13 protein-coding genes and 1 pseudogene are annotated in these 17,210 nt (G+C 71.2%); 5 read left to right on the top strand and 9 right to left on the bottom strand.

Features of this window, described 5'->3' with window-relative positions:
• The 4 genes and pseudogenes from U9979_RS06455 to U9979_RS06440 form a co-directional block, all read right to left on the bottom strand.
• Nucleotides 1–985: SIS domain-containing protein (locus U9979_RS06455; RefSeq protein ID WP_322778651.1), on the bottom strand; the 985-nt coding region annotated here is incomplete at its 3' end.
• Between the two features lie 201 nt (nt 986–1,186).
• Nucleotides 1,187–1,366: pseudogene (locus U9979_RS06450) on the bottom strand (Trm112 family protein); the annotation flags it as partial.
• A complete protein-coding gene (locus U9979_RS06445; RefSeq protein ID WP_322778650.1) occupies nt 1,363–2,727 on the bottom strand; it encodes a phosphomannomutase/phosphoglucomutase in 1,365 nt (454 codons plus the stop codon). The pseudogene U9979_RS06450 and the gene U9979_RS06445, both read right to left, overlap by 4 nt.
• A gap of 114 nt (nt 2,728–2,841) precedes the next feature.
• Complete coding sequence (locus U9979_RS06440; RefSeq protein WP_322749340.1) at nt 2,842–3,189, bottom strand: DUF3499 domain-containing protein; 348 nt, start codon at nt 3,187–3,189, stop codon at nt 2,842–2,844.
• Between the two features lie 161 nt (nt 3,190–3,350).
• Between U9979_RS06440 and U9979_RS06435 the strand changes: the two genes are divergently transcribed.
• Nucleotides 3,351–3,917, top strand: coding sequence for a metallopeptidase family protein (locus tag U9979_RS06435; RefSeq protein WP_322778649.1), 567 nt, complete (start codon nt 3,351–3,353; stop codon nt 3,915–3,917).
• Nucleotides 3,918–4,010: 93 nt separating this feature from the next.
• The gene (manA, locus tag U9979_RS06430) at nt 4,011–5,249 is read left to right on the top strand and encodes a mannose-6-phosphate isomerase, class I (protein ID WP_322778648.1); all 1,239 of its coding nucleotides are present in this window, start codon (nt 4,011–4,013) and stop codon (nt 5,247–5,249) included.
• A gap of 195 nt (nt 5,250–5,444) precedes the next feature.
• Here manA and U9979_RS06425 read toward each other — a convergent pair whose 3' ends face one another.
• From U9979_RS06425 to U9979_RS06405, 5 genes are all read right to left on the bottom strand, one after another.
• Nucleotides 5,445–6,971 (bottom strand): DUF5719 family protein, encoded by a 1,527-nt coding sequence (locus U9979_RS06425; RefSeq protein ID WP_322778647.1) that lies wholly within the window; start codon nt 6,969–6,971, stop codon nt 5,445–5,447.
• Nucleotides 6,968–9,787 (bottom strand): glycosyltransferase, encoded by a 2,820-nt coding sequence (locus tag U9979_RS06420; RefSeq protein ID WP_322778646.1) that lies wholly within the window; start codon nt 9,785–9,787, stop codon nt 6,968–6,970. The genes U9979_RS06425 and U9979_RS06420 overlap by 4 nt, the downstream gene beginning before the upstream one ends.
• Before the next feature lie 98 nt (nt 9,788–9,885).
• Nucleotides 9,886–10,125 (bottom strand): WhiB family transcriptional regulator, encoded by a 240-nt coding sequence (locus U9979_RS25105; RefSeq protein ID WP_416210583.1) that lies wholly within the window; start codon nt 10,123–10,125, stop codon nt 9,886–9,888.
• Between the two features lie 871 nt (nt 10,126–10,996).
• A complete protein-coding gene (locus tag U9979_RS06410; protein ID WP_322778652.1) occupies nt 10,997–13,627 on the bottom strand; it encodes a bifunctional FO biosynthesis protein CofGH in 2,631 nt (876 codons plus the stop codon).
• Between the two features lie 192 nt (nt 13,628–13,819).
• Complete coding sequence (locus U9979_RS06405; protein WP_322778645.1) at nt 13,820–14,152, bottom strand: hypothetical protein; 333 nt, start codon at nt 14,150–14,152, stop codon at nt 13,820–13,822.
• Nucleotides 14,153–14,425: 273 nt separating this feature from the next.
• Between U9979_RS06405 and U9979_RS06400 the strand changes: the two genes are divergently transcribed.
• The 3 genes from U9979_RS06400 to U9979_RS06390 all read left to right on the top strand — a co-directional run.
• Complete coding sequence (locus U9979_RS06400) at nt 14,426–15,001, top strand: helix-turn-helix domain-containing protein (protein ID WP_322749347.1); 576 nt, start codon at nt 14,426–14,428, stop codon at nt 14,999–15,001.
• Nucleotides 15,002–15,205: 204 nt separating this feature from the next.
• On the top strand, nt 15,206–16,165 hold the full coding sequence (gene cofD, locus U9979_RS06395; protein ID WP_322778644.1) for a 2-phospho-L-lactate transferase: 960 nt from the start codon (nt 15,206–15,208) through the stop codon (nt 16,163–16,165).
• On the top strand, nt 16,158–17,210 hold a 1,053-nt coding region (locus U9979_RS06390; protein ID WP_322778643.1), incomplete at its 3' end, for a coenzyme F420-0:L-glutamate ligase. The genes cofD and U9979_RS06390, both read left to right, overlap by 8 nt.

The following is a 17,210-nucleotide window of genomic DNA, read 5'->3' as shown; positions in this document are numbered from 1 at the left end:
GGAGTACCAACCGAAGCCGCACCGGCTCCGCCTCGTCGACTCGGTCGCGGAAGAAGTCGTCGAGATCCTCGGCTGCACCGGCGGCTGCACCGGGGCCGGCGCTGCCGGCGGACCCGGCGCGGCTCCCGAACACCCCGTCCAGGATGCCCACCTGGGCACCAGCCGCCGCCGGCAGGACGCCCGGCACCGCGGGGTAGCCGGCGTTCGCGGCCAGCTGGTCAGCCGCCCGGCTGACCGCCGCGGCGGTCAGCGCCGTGGTCCCCCACAGCAGCGGCAACGACCCGGCCAGCGCGAGCGCCAGCTCCTTGGCGGGGCTGACGAACGTCTCACTGCTGGGTCGGCAGCGCATCGCCACGTCCTCCAGCCGCGCGGCCGTGGCCTCGATCGCGCCGGCTCCCTCGGCGCCGCCCGGGACGAGACCCAGGGCGTGCACGGCAACCACCGTCGGGACGAGCAGCGCCCAGAAACTCGCGCGGGTGGGCCTGGCGTCCACCACCGGGACCGCAACGAACAGTGCCCGGGCCCGGTCTGCCAGCGCGGCCAGCGGCGAGTCGGGTGCGCCCACGGCAAGCGTCCGGCAGCCGCGACGATCAGCTTCCTCCAGCGCGGACAGCGCCTGCCCATCGCGTCCCGAGCCCGACACGACGATCACCAGGTCGGCCACGCCGGCCCATCCGGGCAGACCGAAACCGTCGTATTCGAGTACCGGAACGGGGCAGTCGGGGCCCGTCACCGCGGTGAGCGCCGCACCGAACGCCGTCGAGCCGCCAGCCCCGGCCACCAGCACGGCGCGCGGACGGCCGTCAGCCGCGAGCGAGGCGACCCCGGTCTCCTGCGCCAGCGCCGCGGACTCCCGGACCTGGCGGGCCGACGACGCCACGTGCAGCAGCATGCCGGACGGGTCGGCCCCGGTCAGCCGGGCAACATCGTCAAGGATGCCCTCGTCCACGATCGCCCCCCAGTTTCCGCGTGTCTGGCCCATCATCGCGTTCGCTCGTCCGGGCCGCCGGCCATGCGATGCTCCCGGCGCCGGTCACCCCATATGTCGACCCATTTCTCAGGACGAGCTGGGCACCGGGGTCTCGACATCGCCGGTCGCATCCCCTACCGCGTCCCGTGGCCGGGGATCGGTCTGGACAGCGTCCGTCTGGACAGCGCCAGCCTGCACGTCGCCAGTCTGGACAGCGCCACCAAAGGGAACTGCCTCGTCAAGCAGCATCACCGGGATCTCGTCGCGGACCGGGAAGGCCAGGCCGCACGAGGTGCAGACCAGGACGGGCTCACCGGCGAGGGCATCCGAGCGCAGCGGGGCATGGGCCGGGCACGGGCAGGCGAGAATCTCCAGCAGGAGTGGATCGAGACTCAACGGTCGATCTCCCTTCCATGACGAATGCGGGTGAGGACCTCGTTCCGCACCCGTGACATCGTGGCATGGTCGGGAGCCTCCACGTTCAGGCGCAGCAGCGGTTCGGTGTTGGACGGGCGCAGGTTGAACCACACGCCATCACCGAGCGAGACGGTCAGCCCGTCGAGATGGTCGATACCGGTCGCGAGCCCCACGTAGGCCTTCTCGATCTCGGCCATCGCGACCCCGGCGTCGGCGACCTCGGAGTTGATCTCACCGGAGAGCGTGTACGGCGCATAGCCGTCGAGCAGGCGCGACAGCGGCCGCTCCTGCTCACCGAGCGCGGCCAGGACATGCATCGCGGCGAGCATCCCGGAGTCGGCCCGCCAGAAGTCCCGGAAATAGAAGTGACCGGAGTGCTCGCCACCGAAGATCGCACCGGTACGCGCCATCTCCGCCTTGATGAACGAATGGCCGACGCGGGTCCGCACCGGCACGCCGCCGAGCCTGGTGACGAGCTCGGGCACGGCGTTGCTGACGATCACATTGTGAATGATCGTCGCACCGGGCTCGCGGGCGAGTTCCCGCTCGGCGACCAACGCGGTGATGGTGGACGGCGACACGCACTCGCCACGTTCGTCGACGACGAAGCAGCGGTCCGCGTCACCGTCGAAGGCGAGCCCGATGTCGGCCCCGGTAGCGCGAACCGCGGCCTGCAGGTCACGCAGGTTCGCCGGCTCGATCGGGTTGGCCTCGTGGTTGGGGAAAGACCCGTCCAATTCGAAGTACAGCGGGTGGACCGTCAGCGGCAGCCCCTCGAACACGGCCGGGACGGTCAGACCGCCCATACCGTTACCCGCGTCCACCACGACCCGCAGCGGTCGGATGGCCGACAGGTCGACCAGGGTGCACAGGTGCTCGGCGTATGCCGCCAACAGGTCGCTGTGGGTGATCGTACCGCGCGGTCCGGTGAACGCGGGAATCCCCGCCTCGACCATGGCGCGGATGTCCCCGAGACCGGTGTCCGCCCCGATCGGAGCCGCGCCGGCCCGGCACAGCTTGACGCCGTTGTACTTGGCCGGGTTGTGGGATGCGGTGAACATCGCTCCCGGGATGTCCAGCGACCCGGCGGCGAAGTAGAGCAGGTCGGTCGAACCGAGCCCGATCATGATGACATCCGCGCCCTGGCCGGCAGCCCCGTCGGCAAACGCCGTCGAGAGCGGGACCGACGAGTCACGCATGTCGTGCGCGACGACGATCCGTGGCGCCGCCAGCACGTGCACGAACGCGGCTCCGATCGCGCGGGCGACATCGGTGTCCAGCTCTGAGGGCACAACCCCCCGCACGTCATACGCCTTGAAGATCCGCGACAGATCGTGCACCCTTCCGCCCTTCCTCCGCTTGCCCGCAGGGTACGCGATCACAGATCGTCCCGCGCCCGCCTGCCCCTGGGAACGCCAGCCAACACCGGCACCAAAGACCCTACCGACGCGAACTCAGCTCGGCCGGGGCAGGACCCGCAGGTGACCACGTCGACCTCCGGGTGCCGACGGATCGGGCGGGTCCTTGTGGACAGGTGGTCGGCTCACCTCACGAACCGCGTCCGCGAGCGCCTCAAGATCATCAGAGGCTGCGCCGTGCCTGGTCTCACCCTCGATCCGCACGACCGCCCAGCCCAGTGGCACAGTGAGGCGGTCGGCGTGCGGCCCACACAGGTCGTAGGAATGCGGCTCGACGTATGGGGAGAGCGGCCCGAGGACGGCTGTCGACTCGGCGTAGGCGTACGTGAGCGTGGCGACCGCGGCCGCTGAGCATGCCGAGCGGGAGCAGCGGCGAGGCTTCACGTTCCGGACGGTAGCCCCCGGAACGGGCGACGGCCACCACCACCCGCCGTGTCGCACCCACCCGCGGAACGCTGGTAAGTAATCAATTACACTCCGCACCCGGCAGGTGAACTGGCGGACACCGGCAGACACGTCAGGGTAACCGAGGCGAAATTCACCTGATGAATCCGGAGGGCATCGGTACGGCCTCTCGTCGCGAGCCGTACGCTCACGCCATGGCGGACAACGCCTCTCCCGGCGCCTCCTGGGGAACCCCCGTGCCGGCCTTCCCGTCCCCACAGCCTCCCATCCCCATGTCACGGCGCCGTGACCGGCGCGGACGCGGCCTGCGTGGTGTCCTCCTCCCGCCGGAGGTCCCCGCCTATCGCAGCCGCGGCGAACGGTTCGACGACCTCGTCCTGGACGCCGTCGAGCACCTCGAGCACCGCTGGTCCGCCGAACTGTCCGACGTCGAGTTCGCGGTCGAGGACGTCCCGCCCGTGCCTGCGGTCCTCGCTCCGGAAGAACCCGTACCGCTGGCTCACCACCAGCCGCCGGCCGGGCGAGGACGCTCCGCGACACCGCACCGGATCGTCATCTACCGCCGGCCGCTGGAGGCCCGCGCGATGGACACCGACGACCTCGCCGAGCTCATCCTGGACGTCCTCATCCACAAGGTCGCGGACATGCTCGGCATGGAACCGGAGGTCATCGACCCGGAGGGCCACGGCTGGCACGAAGACGAATAGGCGAATAGGCGAATAGGCGAATAGAAACGCCCGGGGCCTCCGATTCTCGCGCGACCGTGCGATTCGAACAGTTCACAAGGAGGACGGGCACCAGTGACCGTCGGAAAGCCCGACCGGATCCTGCGGTTGTTCGGTCGGGTGCGCAACTATGATTGGGGCTCGTCCACCGCCATTTACGACCTGCTCGGCGAGGCCCCCACCGGCCAACCGGCCGCGGAGCTCTGGCTGGGAACCCATCCGGGCGCCCCATCCGAGGTCGAGACCGTCGGCGGGCTGCGGCCGGCAGTCGATGTCGTGGGCCCGCTGCCTTTCCTGCTGAAGGTTCTCGCCGCGGAGAAGGCGCTCTCGTTGCAGGTCCACCCGGACGCGGCACGGGCGCGAACCGGCTTTGACGACGAGGAAAGGTGCGGCGTTCCGCGCGACGCCACCCGGCGCCGCTATCGGGACCGTAATCACAAACCCGAGCTGCTTGTCGCGCTCACGCCATTTCGCGCGCTCGCCGGAGTCCGTGACCCGCTACGGACCCTCGCCGTGGTGCGTGGCCTCGGTCACCCGCCACTGGCTGCCGCGTTCACGCCGCTGGACGCGAACCCGTCCACCGGAGCCGCGACGGTTCTGCGCACGCTGCTGACGATGCCGGCCGAACAGGCGCATGCCTTCACCAGCGGTCTGGTCGAGGCCGCCGCCGCGCTGCGACCACCCGTGGACCCGGATGTGGCAGCAGCAGCCGACCTGGTGGGCCGCCTCGCCGCGGCACACCCCGGTGATGTGGGGATCGCCGCGGCGCTGCTGCTCAACGACGTGGCGCTCCAGCCGGGCGAGGCATTGTTCCAGCCCGCGCGCCTGCTGCACGCCTATGTCCACGGTGTCGGCATCGAGATCATGGCAACGTCGGACAACGTGCTGCGCGGTGGGCTGACGCCGAAACACATCGACGTGGACGAGCTGCTCGATGTTCTCGACCCGAGGCCAACCCCGGCGCCGGTACTCGCCCCCCGAACAATGCTGGCGACGGCTGGTCTCACCGTGCGTACCTGGGATGTGCCGGTGGACGACTTCCAGCTGGCCGAGGCGATCTGTCACCGACCGGCAGATGCGTCCCCGGCAGATGCGTCCCCGGCCGGTGGACGAACGGCCTGTGACGGACACATGCCGGTCACGCGTCCAGCCGTCCTGCTGGTCACCGAAGGCGCCATCGAGGTATACGGCACGGGCACCGACGTCATCCGGCTGCAACGCGGCCAGGCTGCGGTGGTCGCCCCAGGGTCGCCGGCATCGACGCAGCTCGGGCTCGCCGGCGTCGGCCGCGTGTTCCTCGCCTCACCCGGGTAGGGCACGTCACCCGGCTTGAGGACGTCACCCGGCTTGAGGACGTCACCTCCGCCCGGGCGCTCTTAACGATGTGAATCTGATGCTCCTGCCACAACACCAGATTCACATCGTTCCCGCAGAGCGACCGGCAACGGGGACGCGGCGTCGCGGGGCCGGGGCACGCACCTTGATCCACACCCCTGTTGCCGGGCGCTCTTACCGGCGGAAGGCAGCCCGAGGGTCGTGGACCAGTGCCGGCGCCGACACCGTCCGCGGTGCCGAAGAGAGGGTGAGAACGGAGCTGCCAGCACCCGAACCGACGGTAAGCGCCGCCACCAGTGGACCACCTTGGGTAACCATCCGAGTCGCGTTCCCCGGCCCGACCGCCACCGTGCGTCCGGCCGGCACCGCAACCGGAGTCCCGTCGAACCAGACAGTCACGGCCGTGTCCGGTGCTGTGAGCACCAGGGTCCGCACCCCCTGGCCGGTGGCGGGGGGAAGCAGTGTGGCCGCCGTCGAAACAGGGTGAATCACATCCGCCGGGCCGACCCACCGGTATCCCGGTGCCGGGGCCAGGCCGGGCTGCCCAAACCCGGCCTGCCCCGGTCCGGCGGCCGGCATGGGCAGGCCGAGGGCAGCGATCACCGGACCACCGGAGCGCACCGTCAACCGCAGCGCCGCCACGCCGGCTCCGCCGGGCAGGGCCGGTAACCGGATCACGCCGCCACGTGGCACCCGCAGGTCCGCGAAACCCACCGGAATGTAACTCGCGGACGGTGTCAACAGATCCAGCCGGATCACCGCCGCCGCCTCGGGAGCGGCTACGACGACCCGCGCGTCACCGACGCCCGTTGCCGCGCCCACAAGGAGCAGGGAGCCCGCCGGCCCGGCACCGGCCACCACGGGCACCACGGTCGAGTCCCGTGCGAACGGGCCGCCGGCACGGTCCAGGACCAGGGCGGCCAGACGCCCGTCACGCACCTGTACCCGCACCACGGTGGCGTCGGCGTCCGGCACCCAGGTCGCCAGGCGACGGGTCACGCTCGCCCGCGGCGGCACGACAACGCCGGTGGTGGCCCCCGCGCCACTGTCTGCGCCACTGTCTGCACCACTGTCTGCACCACTGTCTGCACCACCGTCGGCGAACACGGTGATCTGTGCCCGCGCGGGTGTGGCCTCGGGGTTGGTGAGGACGACCAGCGGGTCCCGACCGGCCACCGTGGCAGGACCGACAAGCCAGAACTCGCTTCTGGGACGCTCGCAGCGAGCGATCACCGATGCGCGGCCGCCCGCTCCCGGTGCGGTCACCGTCGCGCTCAACCCGGCTGCCGCGAGGCCGCTCGCGCGGACAGCCAGCGGCTCGCCGCCACTCACCTGGACCGACGCCCGCCGCCGGACCGGACCGGAATGAAGATTCTTGACCTTGTCGCCCGCGGACAGCTGGACCTGCCCGTCCAGCACCGGTCCGCGGCCCGATCCCGGTGCTGGCACCGTCGCGCTCACCCCGCCACCGGCGGTCGCGACGTCGACCGTGACCGCGGACCCCGCCGGCGGTCTGAGATCCGGGCACAGCAACGTCGCCGACGTGATCGGCATCGGGAACCCCGCCGCTGGGACCGGCCGCGGCCGCCTCCCGTCCGTCGGCTCGATGAACACCGCGACGCACCACACGGCCACCAGGGCGAGGGTGCCGCCAACCACGACCAATGCCGCCCGGCGCAGGAGCCGGATCCGTCCGGTCATGGCCGCGATCCCGCGTGCGGTGTCGCCGCGGGAAGGTTCACCGGCCCCACCGGAACCACGCGCCAGACCATGGCGTCTGCGAGCACCTGTTCGCGCACGAGCCCCGGTACCGCGTCGAGTACGGCGGTCAACGACGGTGGCGCATCCGGAAACGGGACGACGACCGCTCGCACGGCCAGAGCCGCGAGCTCACCTGCGCCCCAGCTCCCCCCCACCGTCAGATCACCGACAATCGCCTCGACCGTGCTGTCGTCGACGGTGTGCCCGGTCGGGACCGTCGGGATGATCCGCGTCGTCCCGGCGGGGTCGGCGAGGCGGGGGCCGCGGGCGCCGGTCAAGGTGTAGGCGACCGGGGAGCCCTGGGACGACTGACGCAGTATCAGGACGCCGGCAGTCCGCCCGGCAGCCGTCGCGACCGCGACCGCGGACGCCACCACGCCGCTGTCACGTGCGGCGGCACCGCGCGCGACCTCACCGCCCCACAGGAACGCAAAGCCGCCGGCAACCGGACTCGCAACCACTGCTCCACCGATGGCCACGGCCACGAACTGCCGCCAGCCGAAGGGATGACGCCGCAGCGCCGCACGCGCTCCCGACGCCGCGAGCGTCGCGGCAAGGAGCAACCCGGCGACGACAACCCCGAGTTGCGCGCCCGCCACGTCGTCACGGTCGGCGCCGCACAGGTGCCGCTCCACAGCGGCACCGACCAAGCCGATCAGGACAACGCCCCAAGCCGCGAGCACCGGCCGTCGGGTGTCGGCCCGGACAACCCCGATGACGCCCGCGAGCGCGGCGGGTACGAGCAGCGCGACGGTCAGATGGGCAACGGTCAGATGGGCGGCGGTCAGATGGGCAACGGTCAGATCGGAGCCGGTCAGATCGGAGGCCTGCGCCGAAGCCGGGATGGACCCGCCAAGCCAGCCCGATGCGGGGTCACGCATGCCGAGGGTTCCCGCCGTGAACAGCGCACCGGGATCGTCCATCACCGCCCTGCGCCAGGGCCACAGCCCGACCGCCGCCACGGCGGCCGGGACCAGCACGAACAGCAGTCGGCGGGCGCGACGCAGCACCAGGGTTGCACCGGCAAGGCCGACCACGGCGGACACGAACAGCGACGGCGAGCACATGACCGCGATGAGCAGCCGCACCGCAAGGCCACGAGCGGCGGGCCAGCCGCATCCCAGGTTGCTCGCAGACCCGGGCGGCGCCGGACCCGCCACCACCGGCACCGCGGCCGCGAGTACACCCGGGACCGTTATCAGCGCAAGGACGACATCCACCCGCCCGACGGCAACCGCCCAGGTCATGGGTGGGCCGAGCGCATATCCCGCCGCGATGACCGCTCGAACCCGGCAATGATCACCCGCCCATCGGCCCGTCGACGCCCGCTGGCCGGTGAGCGGCCCGCCCGGGCCGCGCCGGAGGTGCCCAGCCGCGACATAGGCGGCGAGGCCCGCAAGCATCGGTCCGGCGAGCAGGACGACATCGGCGGCGAGCCACGGTTTGCCGCCGAGCACAGTCGCGAGGAGGGCCAGCACCACCAGCCACGGCGCGGCCGGCAGCGTGCCATGCACCGTCGACTGGAAAATACCGGGAACACCGGGGTTACCGTGCCCACCGGGCCGCCAACCGGACAGCACGGCCGACCACAGGTCGCCGGCACCATCGGGCAGCGGGAGCGGCGCGGCAACCCCGGGCATCCCGAAGCCCGCCGTCCCCGGGCCCCAGCCGGGACCCGCCAGGAAACGTGCGGCGCACATCGTCACGACAGCGAGCGCTGCGGCCAGGACCAGCCCCGGCCCGGTCGCCCGGCCACGCTGCCCCGCCCATTCACGCTGCCCCGCCCATCCAAGACGGGCACAAAGACCGGACAGCGGCTCCCAGACCGCGCGCAACCGGCTGCCCCGGGCGGTGAACAGCGGACGCAGGGCACGCGCGGGCACCCGGGCGCACGCTGCCCGACGGCGGCGCGCGTGGCGCAGCCAACCGGGACGACTGAACACCTCCACAGCCGCGGCCACCTCAGCACGCCCACGCCGGGCCCGGCCCCGGGCGGCAGCCCCGGCACCTCGCGCGAGCCCGCCGGGTACCAGCCACAGCCACGCCGGCACAACCCGCGCCGCCCCGATGTTGGCCAGCCGAACCCGCAGCTCGTCCCGCCGGACTGTCCGGTGGTCGAGCCGGTCGAGCCGGTCGAGGCATGGGTCCCGTTCGCCGCCGACGGCCGGCGCACGGCGGATCGTGGCGGGCGGAAAAACCACCACCCGCATCCCTGCGCGCCACGCCCGCCAGCAGAAGTCGATGTCGAACGCGGTAGGCAGCTCAGGGTCGAGCCCGCCGAGGAGATGCCATGCTCGGGCGCTGACAAGCGCGCCCGTCAGTGAGACCGCGAGGACGTCCCGGACGGTGTCGTGCCCTGCGTCGTCGACTTCCACCCGGCGGTCCACCCGGTCGAGTACGTGCGGGCCGATCACGGCGGCGCCCGGGTCCAGCAGGGCATAGGTCAGCAACCGCTCCAGCGCGTCGGGGGCCGGCACCGCATCAGCGGGTAGCAACCACAGGAATCCCTCGGCTGGCGCCGTGCCCGCCATCGCGAGAGCCTCGGTAACCATGGAACCGTAGGTGCGCCCCGGCGAATCGTCCCCGCCCACCTCCACCATGATCACCTGGTCCGGCACGCGGGTCTGCCCGCGCAGCGCGCTGCGTGACGGTGCCGGTCCCGGCGCCGACATCACCACAAGCGCGACCACATCGACGGCATCAAGATCGACCGCATCCAGGCCGACCGCAGTGCGGTCCGGGCCACGACCCGGCACGGAGGGACTCGGCCCGGCCGTCGGTGCGGCGCCCGTTGCATGCGACCGAGCGGTCACCACGCGCCGGATGGCTTCAGCCAGCTTCCGCGGCGGGACGCTCAGACCGCCCGGCGGCGCAACCGGCGCCGTTCCCGCTCGGACATCCCACCCCAGATCCCGAACCGTTCATCCTTTTCGAGCGCGTATTCGAGGCACTCGTCCCTGACCTCGCAGCCCGAGCAGATGCGCTTGGCCTCGCGGGTCGAGCCGCCCTTCTCCGGAAAGAACGCCTCCGGATCGGTTTGGGCGCACAGTGCGCGCTCCTGCCACTCCGGTGGGTCCGCGAAGATGTCGTCCATGCCGATCTTGATGACATCAGCCGAGCTATGATCACGATGCTCGACGATTGCCGCGTCATCGGCATGCGCCGACTTGGCAGGTTCGTCGTCGTAGGCCGCATTTAGATCAAATTCGACAGCGATCAGCTCCCCACCGGCCTGGTGACCGGGGTCGGCCTGCCCTGGCCACCGGTCAACGGCCGTCCCGGCGGACAACCCGGTACGTGACCGGTGCGTTTCGGCGAGGACGATGTGGGCGCCCGCGTCGGTGCGTTCCATGTGGACTCCTCCAGACCCGTCGCGGTGCGGTCGGCCACCCCCCGGGCGCCGGCGCGCAGGTGACTGGTGTCCACACCGGTGGGGCAAGCGCTTTATCGCACTTTCCCCACCGGCGGGGGAAATGACACGCCGGTAATTACACGCGCCGAACTCGGCGACGTCAACCCCACCAGCGCAACATCTTCTACAACCAGCGATCAGACAATAGCTCACGGTAGCAAGATGTCATTACAGAGGGTCCCTGTTCGCAGCCCTGAGCGACACACATCAGCCCCTCGCACCCCCTGACCAGCCCATCTTACCGTCCGGAATTGCATAAATCCGTCATGAATTGTCCTTCTCATGACATCTCCTCCCATCCACCGGACTTCTGTGGACACGGCGCTACCGAGGCGCCGACCGACGAGTTCAGCGACCGGCCACCCACACCGGGACACCGGGACACCGGAGCTGAACGCAGGCCGTCGCCGCCGGTGCAACGACCCGCGAGCGGCGATCGCGGCCCGGCCCGGCCCGGCCCGGCATCCCGACGGTAGACCCCCGCTTTGGAACCATTGTCCGACAGGACAGTCGATCAACTCACCGGCACGACGAAGTCGGGACCCAGGACCCGTCAGGAGATGATCGGAAGTACCCTGCCGGCGGCGGCGGAAGGCTCGGCCACGACATCCCGGCGGGCCGCGGCGAACCGCTCCGCGCCGACGGCTCCGTAGGTCGTGGTGCGCTGGCGTGCAGGCCGGCCCGCCTCGGCTGCCATAGCCTCCAGCTCGGCGATGGATCGGGCCGACCCGTGCTCGGAACCCGCCATGCGGCTGATCGTCTCCTCCATGAGGGTTCCACCGACATCGTTGACCCCGCCACGGAGGACCTGCTGACAGCCGTCCGGACCGAGCTTCACCCACGAACACTGGATGTTGTCGATCGCGCCGTGCAACAACAGCCGGGCCATCGCGTGCACCGCCCGGTTCTCACCGACGGTGGGACCGGGCCTGGCCACGCCGGCCAGATAGATCGGCGAACTGTGGTGGACGAACGGCAGCGCCACGAACTCGGTGAACCCCCCGGTACGCTCCTGGATGCGGCGCAGCAGCCGCAGGTGAGCCACCCACTGCGTCGGTGTGTCCACGTGCCCGTACATCATCGTGGCCGAGGAGGGCAGGCCCACCTCATGCGCGGTTGTGATGATCTCCACCCAGGTCGAGGTCGGCAGCTTGCCCTTGGTCAGCACCCATCGCACGTCGTCGTCGAGGATCTCCGCGGCCGTTCCGGGGATCGAGTCGACACCGGCCTCACGAGCGGCAGTCAGCCAGTCGCGGATGGACAGACCGGTCCGGGTGACGCCGTTGACGACCTCCATCGGAGAGTAGGCGTGCAGGTGGAGACCGGGCACCCGCCGCTTGATCTCGCGGGCCAGCTCGAAGTACGCGGTCCCCGGCAGGTCCGGGTGGATGCCGCCCTGCATGCAGATCTCGGTCGCGCCCACCGCCCACGCCTGTTCGGCCCGGACACCGACCTCCTGCTGGGACAGGGTGTAGGCGTCGACGTCGTTGCGCCGCTGTGCGAACGCGCAGAACCGGCACCCCGTGTAGCAGACATTCGTAAAATTGATGTTCCGGTTGACGACGTAGGTCACGTCCTCACCGACCGTGTCCCGGCGCAGGTCGTCCGCGAGCCGGCAGAGCTCCTCCAGGGCCGTGCCGGCCGCGCCGAACAGCACCAGGGCGTCCGCGTCGCTGATCCCCGCCGGGTCACCGCTGGCGTGGCGCAGCGCGGTCCGCTCCGCGTCGTCCAGACGCACCGGCGCCCCCGCACGCGCACGCGCCCCCGTGCCGACGACCCCGTCAGCACCCGTGCCGGCTGCGCTGACCTGCTCGCGCAGGACGTCCCAGTCGCCGTACACCGAGGCGAAGTCCGCTCGGCGGTCGGCCTGGCGGCCGGTGACGTCGATGGCCGCGTGCAGATCGACCCGGCCGCCGTCGGCGAGGCCGCCGTCGGGTTCCTGCCATGGACGGCCGAGCGCGGCGGCTCCGGCCCGCAACAGACCATCCGGACCGGCCAGGGCGTCGACATGGGATCGCAGCCGCGGGTCCAGCCAGGGTTCGTCGAGATATGGCGGGTAGGCGGTCAGTCGCGGCCGCAGCGCGAAGCCCGCCGCCCGCGTGAGCGTGGCCAGCGTCTCAACCGCCGGCCAGGGGCGTTCGGGATTGACGTGGTCCGGTGTGACCGGCGACACCCCACCCCAGTCGTCTATGCCCGCGGCCAGCAACAGCGCGCATTCGTCGACGTCGACCAGGTTCGGCGGTGCCTGGATGCGGACGGACGGCCCGAGAACGAGCCGGGCGACCGCGACCGCGGCCGCAAGTTCCTGTGCACCGACGTCCGGCTCGCCCCGCATCGCCGTGTCGTCCTTGGCCCGGAAGTTCTGGACGATCACCTCCTGGATGCCGCGGTAGCGTCGGGCCACACCCCGGATCGCAAACAGGGTCTCGGCCCGTTCCACGCGAGTCTCGCCGATCCCCAGCAGCAGGCCGGTGGTGAACGGCACAGCCAGGCGACCGGCGTCTTCCAGCACCCGCAGTCGGCGCGCCGGCTCCTTGTCGGGTGAGCCGTAATGCGGTCCGCCCGGCGTCGACCACAGCCGGGCCGCGGTCGTCTCCAGCATCATGCCCATGGACGGCGCGACCGGCTTGAGCCGAGCCAGCTCCGCCCAGGACAGGACACCCGGGTTCAGGTGCGGCAACAGCCCTGTCTCCTCCAGGACGGCGATGGCCGCGGCCCGCAGGTATCCCAGGGTCGAGTCATAGCCATGGGAATCCAACCAGTCACGTGCAGCGGGCCAGCGGTCCTCCGGACGATCACCCAGCGTGAACAACGCCTCCGCGCAGCCGGCCGCCGCACCCCGGCGGGCGATGTCGACGACCTCGTCGAGGGTCAGGAAGGGAGCGGGCAACCGCTGCGGGACGGTCGCGAAGGTGCAGTAGTGACACCTGTCCCGACACAACCGGGTCAGCGGGATGAACACCTTGGGCGAGTAAGTGATCGTGTCCGGACGCCCGGCGGAGCGCAGGCCCGCGTCACGGACCCGCGCGGCCGACCGGGACAGGTCAGCGAGATCCTCCCCGCGGGCGGCCATCAGGACGGCCGCCTCCACCGCGTCGAGGACCACGCCGTCACGGGCCCGCCGCAGCGCACGGCGCAGGGCCGCAGCACCGGGCACCAGCGGGTCCGCCATGGTGGCCGGCATGGCGGCCGGCACCGGCCGTGCGGACTCACGCGCGCCACCGCCGGCCGGACCGCCGGCCGAACCACTGTCCGACTTCCATGATTTCGTCATCTGCTCACCCGAACCCCAATAATCATCTGTCGGTCTCCTGCGGTCTGCGCCGTCGACAGCGTCCGCCGGCCCGCAGGCGCCAGGAGACCCCGGGTCAGCCGGTCATCCCGTCCGACCCGGACACGGTGGGCTGCTTGCGCGGAACCCACCAACGACGCCAAGGGTGTGGTAGGTACGGCACCGGGCGGCGAGTTGGTCGCAACGCTTTGACGCGGCGTCGCGCTGCGTCGGGGACCGGCCCGCCCGCTGGCGCAGCTCGGACCGCCTGGCGGCCTCCACCTGCGGATGGCGCGCGCCAGCCAGCGCCCGGGCCAGGGTTGCGGTGACAGCGTCGAGGCTGTGCCTCATCACGATCGGCGGCTTCAATGCGATCACCGGCTTCAATGCGATCACCGGCTTCATCGCGATCGGCGGCTTCTTGATGTTCTCAGGCATGGACCGTCCTTCCGCTGCTTCAGCACCGGGTGCGGGATGTCGGGGCCGCCGACAAACGCCGTGGCGGACGTGCGGTCGCCTGGCACCACTCGCTGATCCGGTGCGCTGATCCGGTGCGCCGGTCGGCGCACGCCCTCAGTCTCACCACTCTCTCGAAGGAGAATCAAGAGATAGAAGACAATAAGATCATCCACTACGTTCAGGCACGATCAGTAGACCCGGGCCTCCCGCCTTCCCGCGACCCGCGGGGCCCGGGGTCGTTAAGCTGATCAGGTGCCGCGTAACCGCCAGGAAGTTCCGCGCGAGGAGCGGATTGACGCGCTGCTGGCCGTCGCTGAACAGCAGTTCCTCGCCCGGGGCTTCGCCGCCACATCCATCGCCGAAATCGCACGGGCCGCAGGCATCGAACCGGGTTCGGTCTACTGGTACTTCCGGTCGAAGGACCACGCGTTCGCCGCGGTCCTCAACAGGCTCCTCGACGGTGAGGTCGACCGGATCGACACGTTCACCGGCGACCCGGCCGCGAAGTTGCTCGCCGCCCTCGACTCGGTCGAACGCCGACGGTCCCTGCACCCGTGCGTGGCCGAACGAGCGCCACACTCAGCCGCGGTCATGGAGTATCACGAACGACTGCACGCCTGGCTCCACGACCTCGCGCTGGCCACGGTCACAGACCGGGTGGCCGAACCCGACCGGGAAATCGCCGCGGACGCGGTCGTGGCCACCATCGAAGGTGGCCTGGCCAACCCTGCTCCCGCGCGACCCACCAGCAGCCTCGTACGCTACCTGCTGGCGGCGTTCACCACCCGCCAGCCCCACGAGCGGGCGCAAGCGACCGTCTCGTCCTAGGAGGCCGCTGAATAACGGCGTTCGATCCGCGAGCGGGCCGTCCGCGCCCGGCTGGCGAGGCGGAGGAGGCCCGGATAGTGGTGTTCTATCCGGACCGACGACAACGACGCCAGGTGGGATGCGGGGGGACGCGAGCCGGACAGACGTTGTTCAGCGGCCTCCTAAAAGGCCGACCGGGACAGGATGGCGGGACGTGAGGATCAGGTGAAGATCACAGCTCTCGCGGGTGGCATCGGTGGCGCCCGCTTCCTGGTCGGGGTGCAGGCAGCGTTACCGGACGCAGACATCACCGTGATCGGCAACACCGGTGACGACATCACCCTGCACGGCCTGCGGATCTGCCCTGATCTCGACACCGTCATGTACACGCTCGGCGGTGGTATCTCCCCCGAGCGTGGCTGGGGTCGCCACGACGAGACGTTCACCGTGGCAGCGGAGCTGGCGGCCTACGGGGTGGGTCCCACCTGGTTCGGCCTCGGCGACCGCGATCTTGCCACCCATCTCGTGCGCACCCGGATGCTTGCCGCCGGCTACCCGCTCACCGAGGTCACCGCGGCACTCTGCCAACGGTGGAAGCCCGGCATCCGGCTGCTGCCGATGAGCGACGAACGGGTTGAGACGCACGTCGTCGTGGAGACCGACGAAGGCCGTCGAGCCATCCATTTTCAGGAGTGGTGGCTGCGGATGCGTGCCGCCACACCAGCCCTGGAGATCATTTCGGTGGGCGCCGAAGCCGCGCAACCCGCGCCCGGCGTTCTCGACGCGCTCACCGACGCCGATGTCGTGCTCCTCCCGCCGTCGAATCCGGTGGTGTCCATCGGGTCGATCCTCGCGGTGCCCGGGGTGCGAGCGGCACTGGCGCGGACGCCCGCACCGGTCGTGGGCGTATCCCCGATCATCGGCGGTGCACCCGTGCGCGGCATGGCGGACGCCTGTCTCACCGCGATCGGTGTGGCCACCAGCGCCGGCGCCGTGGCTACCCACTACGGTGCCCGCCGGCGCGCCGCCCCTGGCGACGGGATTCTCGACGGCTGGCTGGTCGACACCGCCGACACCGGCACCGAGGTGCCCGGGGTCACCGTGAAGGCCCGTCCACTGCTGATGACCGACGTCGCGGCAACGGTCGAGATCGTGCGCGCCGCCCTGGAGCTCGCCGGTGTCTGACGCGCTGGAAATCATCGCCGTGGCCGGAATCGGTGAGGTACGCGCCGGTGACGACCTTTCCGCACTCATCGTGACGGCACTGTCCGCCCGCGAGCTCCACCTACGCGACGGCGACATCCTCGTGGTCACCTCGAAGATCGTCTCAAAGGCGGAAGGACGACTCCTCCGCGTCGACGGCGACCGGGAGGCGGCCCGGCTGGCCGCCGTCGAGGCCGAAACCGTCCGCGAGGTGGCGCGGCGGGGGCCGACCCGGATCGTGGAGACCCGGCACGGGTTCGTCATCGCCAGCGCCGGGGTGGACGCATCCAATGTGATCAAGGATGAGATCGCCCTGCTGCCGGTCGACCCGGATGCCAGCGCCCGGGCGCTGGCGGACGGGCTGCACGCGCGCCTGGGCGTGCACGTCGCCGTCATCGTCAGCGACACCACCGGTCGGCCGTGGCGGGCCGGCCTGACCGACCATGCCATCGGCGTCGCGGGCATGGCCGCCCTGCGCAGCCACGTCGGCGATGTCGACCCGTACGGCAACGAACTCGGCATGACCGAGATCGCCGAGGCGGATGAGCTGGCTGCCGCCGCCGACCTGGTCAAAGGGAAGCTGACCGGAGTGCCGGTGGCGCTCGTACGCGGATTCCGCGCGCGCGCCGACGACGGTCGCGGGGTCCGGGCACTGGTACGCCCGGCGGCTGAGGACATGTTCCGGCTCGGCACCGCCGAAGCCCAGCGGGCGGCGGTCAGCGCTCGGCGGACCATCCGCGAGTTCAGCGACCGGCCGGTGAATCCGGCCGCCATCGAGCGTGCGTTCGCGGCGGCCCTGACCGCGCCCGCACCGCACCACACCGCACCGTGGCGGTTCGTGGTCGTGACGCAGGCCCGCGACCAGCTCCTTGACGCGATGGCCACCGCCTGGGCCGCGGACCTGACCGCCGACGGCTTCGACGAGGCGGCGGTCGCCCGGCGGCTCGCCCGCGGGAACGTGCTGCGCCGTGCGCCCGTCCTGGTCATCCCGTGCCTGGTCACCGACGGCGCCCACGCCTACCCGGAC

Source organism: Protofrankia sp. Cas4 (genome assembly GCF_963555915.1).
Taxonomy (GTDB): domain Bacteria; phylum Actinomycetota; class Actinomycetes; order Frankiales; family Frankiaceae; genus Protofrankia.
This window is presented reverse-complemented; position numbering and strand designations above follow the sequence as displayed.

Excerpts from the sequence above, each read along its gene's own strand:
- U9979_RS06435 (WP_322778649.1), top strand. The coding sequence starts at position 3,351 with ATGAATCCGGAGGGCATCGGTACGGCCTCTCGTCGCGAGCCGTACGCT.
- U9979_RS06425 (WP_322778647.1), bottom strand. The coding sequence starts at position 6,971 with ATGACCGGACGGATCCGGCTCCTGCGCCGGGCGGCATTGGTCGTGGTT.
- U9979_RS25105 (WP_416210583.1), bottom strand. The coding sequence starts at position 10,125 with ATGGACGACATCTTCGCGGACCCACCGGAGTGGCAGGAGCGCGCACTG.
- U9979_RS06410 (WP_322778652.1), bottom strand. The coding sequence starts at position 13,627 with ATGCCGGCCACCATGGCGGACCCGCTGGTGCCCGGTGCTGCGGCCCTG.
- U9979_RS06405 (WP_322778645.1), bottom strand. The coding sequence starts at position 14,152 with ATGCCTGAGAACATCAAGAAGCCGCCGATCGCGATGAAGCCGGTGATC.